This is a genomic window from Asanoa sp. NPDC049573 (genome assembly GCF_040676615.1).
Lineage (GTDB): Bacteria > Actinomycetota > Actinomycetes > Mycobacteriales > Micromonosporaceae > Asanoa.
In genome coordinates this window covers 54,667-66,015 of the sequence record NZ_JBFAPI010000027.1, presented here as the reverse complement: position 1 = coordinate 66,015, position 11,349 = coordinate 54,667, and the positions used below count along the sequence as shown (strand labels likewise).

At 68.3% G+C, this 11,349-nt stretch carries 8 protein-coding genes; 4 read left to right on the top strand and 4 right to left on the bottom strand.

Annotation, left to right across the window (positions count from 1 at the left end):
- The 3 genes from AB0J74_RS35695 to AB0J74_RS35685 form a co-directional block, all read left to right on the top strand.
- On the top strand, positions 1-1,091 hold a 1,091-nt coding region (locus AB0J74_RS35695; protein WP_363456624.1), incomplete at its 5' end, for an RICIN domain-containing protein.
- Positions 1,088-3,511, top strand: coding sequence for a ricin-type beta-trefoil lectin domain protein (locus AB0J74_RS35690; RefSeq protein WP_363456621.1), 2,424 nt, complete (start codon positions 1,088-1,090; stop codon positions 3,509-3,511). The genes AB0J74_RS35695 and AB0J74_RS35690, both read left to right, overlap by 4 nt.
- Before the next feature lie 55 nt (positions 3,512-3,566).
- On the top strand, positions 3,567-6,263 hold the full coding sequence (locus tag AB0J74_RS35685) for an RICIN domain-containing protein (RefSeq protein ID WP_363456618.1): 2,697 nt from the start codon (positions 3,567-3,569) through the stop codon (positions 6,261-6,263).
- 43 nt (positions 6,264-6,306) lie between these two features.
- On the opposite strand, the gene AB0J74_RS35680 is transcribed toward AB0J74_RS35685, so the two are convergent.
- Genes AB0J74_RS35680 through AB0J74_RS35665 form a run of 4 tightly spaced genes read right to left on the bottom strand, consistent with a single transcriptional unit; the run spans position 6,307 to position 9,805 of the window.
- Complete coding sequence (locus AB0J74_RS35680; protein ID WP_363456615.1) at positions 6,307-7,284, bottom strand: aldo/keto reductase; 978 nt, start codon at positions 7,282-7,284, stop codon at positions 6,307-6,309.
- Positions 7,285-7,290: 6 nt separating this feature from the next.
- Positions 7,291-8,052, bottom strand: coding sequence for an SDR family oxidoreductase (locus AB0J74_RS35675; RefSeq protein ID WP_363456613.1), 762 nt, complete (start codon positions 8,050-8,052; stop codon positions 7,291-7,293).
- Complete coding sequence (locus AB0J74_RS35670) at positions 8,049-9,074, bottom strand: alcohol dehydrogenase catalytic domain-containing protein (protein ID WP_363456609.1); 1,026 nt, start codon at positions 9,072-9,074, stop codon at positions 8,049-8,051. The genes AB0J74_RS35675 and AB0J74_RS35670 overlap by 4 nt, the downstream gene beginning before the upstream one ends.
- A 23-nt stretch (positions 9,075-9,097) precedes the next feature.
- On the bottom strand, positions 9,098-9,805 hold the full coding sequence (locus AB0J74_RS35665; RefSeq protein ID WP_363456606.1) for a FadR/GntR family transcriptional regulator: 708 nt from the start codon (positions 9,803-9,805) through the stop codon (positions 9,098-9,100).
- A 215-nt stretch (positions 9,806-10,020) separates the two neighbouring features.
- Here AB0J74_RS35665 and AB0J74_RS35660 point away from each other — a divergent pair, with 215 nt between their 5' ends.
- Complete coding sequence (locus tag AB0J74_RS35660; protein WP_363456604.1) at positions 10,021-11,349, top strand: enolase C-terminal domain-like protein; 1,329 nt, start codon at positions 10,021-10,023, stop codon at positions 11,347-11,349.

Below are 11,349 nucleotides of genomic sequence, written 5' to 3'. Positions count from 1 at the left end.
AATACCTCGACTTCGTCAAGTCGACCAACACGATCCCGGACATCGTCAGCTGGCACGCGCTGCCGGGCGACCCGGTGGCGAACGTGGCCGTCGCGAACTCCACACTGGACTCGCGCGGCATCCCGCACCCGCGGCCCTACCAGATCAACGAGTACGGCGCCTCCAACGAGCAGAACCCCGGCGACGGCTCCTGGTATATCGCCCGGCTGGAGCGCGCCGGCGCCGACGGCCTGCGGGCCAACTGGGCGGGCGGCGGAAACCTGCACAACGACCTCGGCAACCTGCTGGTGCGCGACTCGACCGGGCAATACCAGCCGAAGGGGGAGTGGTGGGTCTACAACTTCTACGCCGCGCAGACCGGCCAGATCGCGGCGGTGACACCAAGCTCCCACTATGACGGCTTCGCCACCAGGGACAGCGGCGTAGCGAAGGTGCTCGTCGGTGGCGGCAGCACGACCGGCAACGTCGCGGTGAGCCTGCAGCGACTCGACGCCACCACGGGGATCGTCCGCGACAACCAGGTGCGGGTGGTCGTCGAGCGGGTCCCCTACAACGGGGGCGGCGCGGTGGCCGGCCGGGTCACGGTGCGGGACTCGGTCGTGACGCTCGCCAACAACGCCAGCGTCGTGAACCTGCCACACACCAACGCCGACGAGACGTTCACCATCACGGTGCTGCCACCCGGGGACACGCCGCCGCCGGTCGGGCAGCAGATCGTGGGTGGTCAGTCCGGGCGGTGTGTGGACGTGCCGAACTCGACCACCACCAACGGCACGCAGCTGCAGCTGTGGGACTGCGGCACCGCCGCCGGGCAGCGCTACACCTACACGCCGGGCCGGCAGCTGACCGTGTACGGCGGCACCAAATGCCTGGACGCCAGCGGCGCGGGAACCAGCAACGGCACCCAGGTCATCATCTGGGACTGCAACGGCCAGGCCAACCAGCAGTGGAACGTCAACTCGACCGGCACCGTCACGGGCCAGCAGTCCGGGCTCTGCCTGGACGCCAACGGCGCCGGCACCGCCAACGGCACAAAGATCATTCTCTGGTCCTGCAACGGCCAGTCCAATCAGCGATGGAGTCTTTCATGACAGGGCAGAGCGCAGGGGTGTGCCGCCGGCCGACCGGCACGCAGCGGCAGGGCCGAGGCTGGGTGGCGATCGTCGCCCTCCTGCTGGCGGCGGCGGGTGTGCTGGTCGCGTTCCCCGAGCCCGCGCGCGCGGCGACGGCCATCACCATCAACGGCTCGTCGGGCGGGCGGGTGTTCGACGGCGTCGGGGCGATCAGCGGCGGTGGTGGCAACAGCCGGCTCCTGGTCGACTACCCGGACCCGCAGCGCAGAGACATCCTGGACTACCTGTTCAAGCCCGGCTACGGCGCGGCCATGCAGATCCTGAAGGTGGAGATCGGCGGGGACACCAACTCGACCTCCGGCGCCGAGCCGAGCCACGAGCACACCCGGGGAAGCGTGAACTGCGACCGCGGGTACGAATGGTGGTTGATGGGCCAAGCGAAGGCACGCAACCCGAACATCAGGCTGTACGCCCTGTCGTGGGGGGCGCCCGGTTGGATCGGCAACGGAAACTTCTGGTCCAACGACTCGATCGACTACCTCGTGGCCTGGCTCGGGTGCGCCGCCTCGCACGGCCTGACGATCGACTACATCGGCGGGTGGAACGAGCGCGGCCGGGATGTGACCTGGTACAAGAACCTCCGGTCGGCGCTGAACTCACGCGGCTACAGCAGCGTGAAGATCGTGGCATCGGACGAGTTCGGCTGGGCCGCCGCGGACGATGCGCAACGGGACCCGGCGTTCGCCGGCGCCGTGTCCGTGTTCGGCAGCCACTACGTCTGTGGATACCGCAGCGCGCAGACCAACTGCCCCAGCTCGACCAACGCGGTGAACTCCGGCAAGGCCCTGTGGGCCAGCGAGAACGGCTCCGACGACTACAACGGCGGCGCGCAGGCGCTGGCCCGCGGCATCAACCGCGACTACATCGACGGGAAGATGACCGCCTACATCAACTGGCCGGTGCTCGCCGCGATCACACCGAACATCCCGTGGGCTACCACGGGCGTGGCGGTGGCCTCGCAGCCGTGGTCGGGCTATTACTCCATCGGCAAGAGCGCCTGGGTGATGGCCCACACGACGCAGTTCGCCGCGCCGGGGTGGCGCTACCTGGACAGCTCCAGCGGTTACCTCGGCGGCAACCGCAACAACGGCAGTTACGTTTCGCTGAAGTCCACCAACAACAGTGACTACAGCACCGTCATCGAGACGATGGACGCCACCGCGGCGCAGGACCTCACGCTGACCGTCAACGGGGGTCTGTCGACCGGGACGGTGCACGTGTGGTCGACCAACGTGCGGTCCAACAACCCGGCCGACTACTTCGTCAAGCGCAGCGACATCACCCCGTCGAACGGCACCTTCTCCCTCACCGTGCAGCCCGGCTACGTCTACAGCATCACGACCACGACCGGGCAGGGCAAGGGCACCGCGACGAGCCCCGGGCAGGGCAACCTGAAACTGCCTTACAGCGACAACTTCGACGGCTACCAGACAGCGCGGGAAGCGAAGTACCTGATGGACCACCAGGGCTCCTTCGAGGTGGTCGCCTGCGGCGGTGGCCGGGTCGGCCAGTGCGTGCGCCAGATGTCGGAGCAGACACCGATCTTCTGGACCTCGGGCCACGCCGAGCCGTTCGCTTTGCTCGGCGACGTCACCTGGCGCAACTACACCGTGTCCTCGGACGTCATGCTGGAGAAGTCGGGCTACGTCCAACTCGTCGGGCGCGCCACCACCTACAACCACGAAGGACCGCAGAACCTCAACGCCTACTACCTACGTGTGGCCGACAACGGTGCATGGTCTATCCGCAGCAACAACACCAGCGGCAACCAGCGGACCCTCGCCAGCGGCACCACGACGGCGCTGGGCACCGGCCGCTGGCACAACCTGTCGCTGACCCTCAACGGAAATGCCCTCACCGCCGCCATCGACGGCACCACGGTCGGCAGCGTGTCCGACTCCGCGTGGGTGGCCGGGCAGATCGGTTATGCCACCGGCCAAGGCGTGACGGCCCAGTCCGACAACCTGTCCATCACCCCGCTCGGCAACCCGCCAAGCGGGACCGGCGAGATCCGCGGCGTGGGCGCCAACCGGTGCCTGGACGTCAACGGCGCGAGCCAGGCCGACGGGGCGGTCGTGCAGATCTGGGACTGCAACGGCGGTGCCAACCAGCAGTGGACGCCGACCTCGAGCAAACAGCTCACCGTGTACGGCAACAAGTGCCTCGACGCGCCCAGCGCCTCCGCTGGGGCCCGGATCCGGATCTGGTCGTGTACGGGCGGATCGAACCAGCAGTGGAACGTCAACCCCGACGGCACCATCACCGGCGTCCAGTCCGGCCTCTGCCTCGACGTGACCGGAGCGGGCACCGCCAACGGCGCGGCCGTCGAGCTCTGGACCTGCAACGGCGGCAGCAACCAGCAATGGATCCGGTCGTGAGCGCACGCGCCCACGTCAGGCCGGCCGCCCCACCGCGACGGGAAAGGAACAGCGCGTGAAGTCAGCCGTTTCCACCACCGGTAGGTCGCTGCTGGCCGTCGCGGTGGTCGCCTGCGCCGCGCTGACGGCCGCGATGGTCCGTCAAACGACGGCTTCGGCCGCCACCCAGTCGACCTACTATGTCGCTCCCGACGGCAACGACACCAATCCGGGCACCGTCGCCGCACCGTTCAGGACCCTGCAACGTGCCCGCGACGTCGTCCGCACGACAAACGCGAACATGACGGGCGACATCTACGTGTACCTTCGTGGTGGCACCTATCCGGTGAGCAGCACGATCGAGTTCGGGCCGAGCGACTCCGGCACCAACGGTCACCGGATAATCTACGCGGCCCAGCCGAACGAGACGCCGATCCTCGATGGCGGCGTTCAGGTGACCGGATGGACCCAGCACAGCGGCAACATCTGGAAAGCCCCGCTCGACCGGTCCAACAAGCTGCGCGCGCTCTATGTCAACGGCAAGCGGGCTTTCATGGCGTCCAAAACGATCAACTCGGCAGGATGCCAGGGTACCTACAACATCACCGCGGGCCAGGCCGCGTGGGCATGGGAGTCGGGCTCACAGTGCGATGGCGCCAGGTACAACCTCGCCGACTTTCCCGCCATCGCCCGCAACCAGGACGATATCGAGATCGAAACGGCTACCACCTGGACCACCGCCATCGTGGGAGTCCGCCAGGTGACCACGACCGCCGACGGCGCGAACCGGGTGGCGCTGTTCCAGCAGCCGGGCGCCGCCATCGCACAGGGGGCATACAACGGCAACGCCCAGGTCGGCGGCAGCCACAAGGTCATGAACGCCTACGAGTTCCTGGACGCGCCGGGCGAGTTCTTCTTCGACAAGACCAGCCGGACGTTGTATTACTACAAGGCCAGCTCGGAGAACATGGCGACCGCGACGGTCTTCGCACCCAACAACGTGTCCACCGTGCTGCGGATCGCCGGCACCTCCACGAGCAACCACGCCCGTAACATCACGTTCTCCGGTCTCACCGTGCAGCACTCCGACTGGAACCTCTTCAACGTCGCTGGCTCCGCGTTCAAGCAGGCGCAACAGGGCAACCTGGGTGCCGTCGCGTACGCGAAGGGAAACTTCCACGTCTACTACTACCGAAACGTCGACGTCGCTCCCGGCATCATAAAGATCGAGAACTCCGATGGGCTGATCCTCCAACGCAACCGGGTCCAGCACACCGGCGCCGACGGGATCAGTCTGGTCAACGACGTGCAGGACACCCAGTTGACCGGAAACGTCACCAACGACGTCGCCGGATCCGCCGTCGTCGTCGGCCATCCCCAGCACGTCTACATCGGCGACTACACCTCGACCAACCGCGAGAAGTATCCGCCACAGGTCGAAGGCCTACCCAAGAACATCGAGATCAAGAACAACTACCTCTACGACAGCGCCGTGCTCTTCAACGGGCACAGTCCCATCTCGGCGTACTTCACCGACACCCTGACGATCCAGCACAACCGGATCGAGAAGGCGCCCTGGTCGGGCATCACGCTCGGCTGGGGCTGGTGGAACTTCGACGGATCCTCCGGCTCGATCGCGCCCAACAGGCCAACCACGACGGCGAGAAACAACACGATCAGCTATAACCACATCATCGACACGGTGCAGCGCCTCAGCGACACGGCTCCCATCTACTCACTAGGCAGCCAGCCGGGGACCACCGTGCACGACAACTATCTCCAGGGTGTCCCCGCCGGCCACAAGTACGGACTTCACCCGGACGAGGGCTCGGCCTACATGACCTTCCGCGACAACGTCCTGAGCGTCGACAAGAACGTCACGTGGCTCATCAACTCCGACGACTTCGGTCGCAAGCATGACCTGAGCATCACGCAGACCTACGGTCCGATCAACAAGGTCTCCAACAAGAACCTGCCGGCCAGCACCATCCAGGACATTGTCGTCTCCGCCGACTATGTGTGGCCGGCGGCAGCGTATGGCATCGCCGTCACCTCCGGGCTCGAGGATGCCTATCGGGACATCATCCCGCAGAGCAACTTCTCCGTTCCGGACTACGTGCTGCCGGCCAGCACGTTCATCAGCGGGAGTGCCTCGATCCCGGTCCGTAGCACCGGCGACGCGACGAAGACGCTCTGGTTGGCTCCCTCCGGAACCACCACGTTCGCCGCGGGCCCGACGATGACCCGGGCGGCCGGCACCGCCACGTCCGTCGCCGTGCCGACGACCCAGGGCGAGTACCGGCTCTTCGTCCTCGACGCACAGGGCAATCGATCGCCGGAGTCCAAGTCGATCGTCCGGCAGCAGAGCGGTAGCGGCGGCTCGCAGAGCGGGCAGATCACGGGCGGCCAGTCGGGCCGCTGCGTCGACGTGCCCAACTCCACGACCACCAACGGCACCCAGGTGCAGCTGTGGGACTGCGGCGGCGGCACGAACCAGCGGTGGACCTACACCACCAGCAAGCAGCTCACCGTGTACGGCAACAAGTGCCTGGACGCTTACGGTGGTGGCACGACCAACGGCACCGTCGTCGCCATCTGGGACTGCCACGGCGGGCTCAACCAGCAGTGGAACCTCAACGCCAACGGCACTATCACCAATGTCCAGTCCGGACTCTGCGTCGATGCGAACGGGGCCGCCACCGCCAACGGCACAAAGATCATCTTGTGGTCCTGCAATGGCGGCGCGAACCAGCAATGGAGCCTGCGCAGCTGACCGAGAAGTGGGTGGCCGACCGTCACGGCGGCCACCCACGCCGTCAGGGTGACCGCAGGAGCCCGGCCGACTCCAACGCCGGCCACAGGTCGGCCGGGACGTCCGCGGCCGCCCGCCGGACGGTCTCCCGCACCTGGGTGGGCGTGCCCATCCCGACCACCGTGCAGGCGACCGCGGTATGCCTTCGCACGTACGCCAGGGCGGCCTCGGGCAGCGTGGTGTGGTGGCTCTGGCAGATCTGTGCGATGTCGGTCGCCCGATCGAGGATCTCGGTGGGAGCCGGTTGGTAGTTGTAGGTGGCGTTGGCGGGGGGCCGGTCGCGTGCGAGCAGGCCCGAGTTGTAGACGCCGGCGATGACCACGGCCACGCCCCGCTGGTCGGCGGCCGGCAGCAGGTCGTCCAGCGCACCCTGCTCCAGCAATGTGAACCGGCCGGCGCACATCACCAGGTCGATGTCGGTCTCGCGCACGAAGCGGGTGAGCATCGCCGACTGGTTCATGCCGGCGCCGATGGCGCGGATGACACCTTGGTCGCGCAGTTCGACGAGTGCGGGCACCGCCTCGGTCGCGGCCTGCTGCCAGTGGTCGTCCGGGTCGTGCAGGTACACGACGTCGATCCGGTCGAGGCCGGTGCGTTCCAGGCTCGCCTCGAGTGAGCGCAGCACGCCGTCACGGCTGAAGTCCCAGACGCGGCGGTGGTCGGCCGCGACCTCGAAGCCTTCCTCGTCGGTCAGATGCGCGGTCTGCGGGGACGGCACCAGCAGACGTCCCACCTTGGTGGAGATCACGTAGTCTTCGCGTGGCCGCGCGCGCAGCGCGGCGCCGACCCGCCGCTCGGAGAGCCCGAGGCCGTAGTGGGGAGCGGTGTCGAAGTATCGGATCCCGGCATCCCAGGCGGCGTCGACGGCGGCCGCGAACTCCTCGTCGCTCCTGACCCGGAACAGGTTGCCGCCTTGGGAAGCGCCGAAGCCGAGCGCGGTGAGTCGCACCGCGGGCCGGCGCGGAAGGCCTGCGGACTTCATCGTCGCCTACCGCCCGAGCCAGCCGCCGTCGACGGCAATCGCGGCGCCGTGGACGTAGTCGGCCGCCGGCGAGGCGAGGAACACCGCCGCGCCGGCGAGGTCGTCGGGTCGGCCCCACCGGCCAGCGGGGATGCGGTCCAGGATGGCGGTGTTTCGGCTCGGGTCATCGCGCAAGGCCTGCGTGTTGTCGGTGCTGATGTAGCCGGGAACGATGGCGTTGACGTTGACACCGTGCGGCGCCCACTCGTTGGCGAGGGCTCGCGTGAGCCCGAGCAGGCCGGACTTCGCCGCCGTGTAGCCGGGCACGTTGACTCCACCCTGGAAGCTCAGCAACGACGCGGTGAAGATGACTTTCCCACTGCCGCGGGCCACCATGGCCCGGCCCAGTTCCCGGCTCAAAACGAACTGCGCGGACAGGTTGACCGCGAGGACCTCGTCCCACATGTCGTCGGTGTGGTGGATCGCCGGGGCCCGTTTGATCGTGCCCGCGTTGTTGACCAGGATGTCGACGGCCCGTTCCATGTCGTTGAGCCGGGCGGCGAGCGCGGCGACGCCGGCGCGGTCGGTGAGGTCCACCTGGTATCCGGTAAAGGCGCGGCCGTGGCCCCGGACGCGCTTCTCGACCTCGCTGCCGGTGGTTTCGAGTTGTGCGCTGACGGCGACGATATCGGCACCGGCGGCCGCCAGCGCGTCGGCGACGGCCAGGCCGATGCCCCGGCGGGCTCCGGTGACGACGGCGAGCCGGCCGGACAGGTCGAATGGGTTCACGACGTCTCCTGGCAGTCGATGAGCACCTTCATGACGTTGCCGCCGCCGCGCAGGAGGTCGAAGGCCGCCGCCGCGTTGGCCAATGGCTCCACGTGGGTGATCAAGGTCTGCGCGCCAACCTTGCCGGCGCGCAGCAGGTCGATGGCGGTCGCGTAGTCGTCGCGCTGGTAGACGCGGGCGCCGACCATGGTCAGCTCGCGCCAGAAGAAGCGGAAAACGTCGATCTCACGTCGCTGGTTGTGGATGCCGACGACAACCAGGCGCCCCCGCACCGCGAGCAGTTCCACCGCCGTGGTGATGCCGGCGGCCGAGCCGGAGACCTCGAACGCCACGGCCGCGCCGGCACCGCCGGTCCACGTCTCCACGTCGGCTGCGAGGTCGTCGGCGACGGGGTCGAGGGTCCGGATGCCGAGCTTTTGGGCGATCGCTCGCCGCTGGGCGTCGACCTCCACGAGGACCACGTCCGCGTCGAAGGAGCGAGCCACGAGGGCGATCAGCACGCCGATCGGACCGCCGCCGATCACGACCGCCTTCTCACCGGCGCCCAGGCCGGACCGGCGTACGTCGTGCACGGCAACCGCCGTCGGTTCGACCAGCGCACCGTGGGTGAGCGGAAGGTCGGCGGGCAACGGGATGACCACATCGGCCGGAACGGTCCATCGCTGCTGCATGGCGCCGACCGAGTCGATGCCGATGAAATCGAGCCGATGACAGATGTGGTGTTGACCGGCCAGACAGGCCGGACAGGTGCCGCACCACCGCAAGGGCATCACGGTGACCGGTGTGCCGACGGCGAGGCCGGCGACCCCCGGGCCGACGTCGGCGACCCGGCCGGACATCTCGTGCCCGATCGTCTGAGGAACCCGCACCCGGTGGTCCATGGCGCCGTGCAGGATGTGCAGGTCGGTGCCGCAGATGCCGGTGTAGGCGACGTCGATCTGGACCTCGCCGGCGGTCGGCGGGACGGGTGGGCGCTCCTCCACGACGATGGTCGAGTCGCCTGTGTACAGGGCAGAACGCATGTGGAAGCCTTCGGTTCGAGCGGTCAGGAGCCGGTCAGCGTGTCGTCGGGGTTGTCGCGAAGGTGGGCGCGCAACCAGGTCTCGGTGGTGGTGATGTGCATCAGGGCCGCGGCCTGTGCGTGGATGGCGTCGCCGGCGACCAGCGCCATGTAAATCGCCTCGTGCTCGCGCAGGGTCCGGTCGGCCGCGTCGGCGTCGACGAGCCCGCGCCACACCCGCGCGCGCAGGGTGCGGCTGGAGATGCCTTCGAGGACCGTCGACAGCGTTTCGTTTCCGGCGGCGGCGACCACCGCGCGGTGGAACGCGGCGTCGTGCTGGTTGAGCAGCTCCACGTCGTCGGCCGCCGCGCGCATCGCCTCCAGATGTGCCCGGACGTCCGCCAGCTGCTGGGGTGATATGCGGCTGGCGGCCAGGCCGGTGGCGGCACTCTCGAACAGCCGGCGCACCTCGGTGAGCTCGAGCATGGTCTCACCGCGCAGCAGTTCGACCGCGGCGCTGATGCCGTCCAGCAGGACGCGTGGCTCGAGGCTGGTGACGAAGGTGCCGTTGCCCCGCCGCACCTCGAGCACTCGGGCGGCCACGAGCGCGCGTACGGCCTCTCGCATGATGTTCCGCCCGACGCCGAGATCGGAGGCGAGCTGCTGCTCGGGCGGCAGCTTGGAACCGGGCGGGAGCTCGCCGGACTGGATCATCTCGCGGAGGCGCGTCATCGCCTTGTCGGTCTGCGACATCTCGTGGGTTCTCTCTGGACTCGCCCCGCCTCTGGATCAGCCGGGGGTCGGTAGTTGCGCGAGCCTAACCGTAACAGGAGATCCCATGTCTCGAAACCTTGTGCATCACGTCGGTCGCTGCTCGATCGAGCCTGCGCGCGGGAAATCCCGCCGCAGAGCCATGTTTCACGTTTGTGTCTAGACGTCGAGACGGTCGGCGACTATAAAGACATCCCATGGCACCCGATCTGACCGGCGAGGTGATCGCCGCGGTCGAGGCGATCGACGTCCGGTTCCCGACGTCCCGTGAGCTCGACGGTTCGGACGCGATGAACCCGGAACCCGACTACTCGGCGGCGTACGTGACCATCCGCACCAGCGGTGGCGCGGAGGGCTTCGGCCTCGCCTTCACCGTGGGTCGCGGCAACGACGTGCAGGTCGCGGCGATCCGCGCGCTGGCGCCGCTGGTGGTGGGCTTGCCGGTCGCCGACGTCCTCGGCGACCTGCGCGGGTTTTCCGAGCGGCTGACCGGCGACAGCCAGCTGCGCTGGCTCGGACCGCAAAAGGGTGCCATCCACATGGCCGCCGGCGCGATCGTGAACGCGGCCTGGGACCTGTACGCGCGCCGGGAGGGCAAGCCGTTGTGGCGGCTGCTGGCCGAGATGTCGCCGGAGCGGCTGGTTGGCCTCGTCGACTTCCGGTACCTGCGCGACGCGCTGACCCCGGAAGAGGCGTTGGAGATCCTCCAGCGGGCGCACGCCGGACGGGAACAGCGGCAGCAGGAGCTCCTCGGGCGCGGCTATCCGGCGTACACCACCACGCCCGGCTGGCTCGGCTACACCGACGAGAAGCTCGTCCGGTTGGCCAAGGAGGCGGTCGCCGACGGGTTCGACCTGATCAAGCTGAAGGTCGGCGCCGACAACAGCGTCGACATCCGCCGGGTGGCCCTGGCTCGCGAGGCGGTGGGCGCCGGCACCCGGATCGCGATCGACGCCAATCAGGCGTGGGGCGTCGAGCAGGCGATCACCTGGCTGACGTCATTGGCGCCGTACGACCCTTACTGGATCGAGGAACCGACCTCGCCGGATGACGTGCTCGGCCACGCCGCCATCCGCCAGGCCGTCGCACCGATCAAGGTCGCCACCGGCGAGCACTGCCACAACCAGGTCATGTTCAAGCAACTGCTGCAAGCGGAGGCGATCGACGTCGTCCAGATCGACGCCACCCGGGTGGCCGGTGTGAACGAGAACATCGCGATCCTGCTCCTGGCCGCCAAGTTCGGGGTGCCGGTCTGTCCGCACGCCGGCGGGGTCGGGCTCTGCGAGATGGTGCAGCATCTGGCGATGTTCGACTACGTGGCGGTCAGCGGCAGCACCGATGGACGGTTCATCGAGTACGTCGACCACCTGCACGAGCACTTCGTCGAGCCCGTCGTCATCCGGGACGGGCGCTACATGCCTCCCGAAGGGCCCGGTATCGGGGCGCGGATGCATCCCGAATCAGTCGCCGCATACCGGTTCCCCGACGGACCAAAGTGGAACTCCAACCTCGCATCCTCCATATAG

What these genes read in the sequence shown, in the direction of transcription:
- AB0J74_RS35690 (WP_363456621.1), top strand. Translation starts at nt 1,088, where the DNA reads ATGACAGGGCAGAGCGCAGGGGTGTGCCGCCGGCCGACCGGCACGCAG.
- AB0J74_RS35680 (WP_363456615.1), bottom strand. Translation starts at nt 7,284, where the DNA reads ATGAAGTCCGCAGGCCTTCCGCGCCGGCCCGCGGTGCGACTCACCGCG.
- AB0J74_RS35670 (WP_363456609.1), bottom strand. Translation starts at nt 9,074, where the DNA reads ATGCGTTCTGCCCTGTACACAGGCGACTCGACCATCGTCGTGGAGGAG.
- AB0J74_RS35665 (WP_363456606.1), bottom strand. Translation starts at nt 9,805, where the DNA reads ATGTCGCAGACCGACAAGGCGATGACGCGCCTCCGCGAGATGATCCAG.
- AB0J74_RS35660 (WP_363456604.1), top strand. Translation starts at nt 10,021, where the DNA reads ATGGCACCCGATCTGACCGGCGAGGTGATCGCCGCGGTCGAGGCGATC.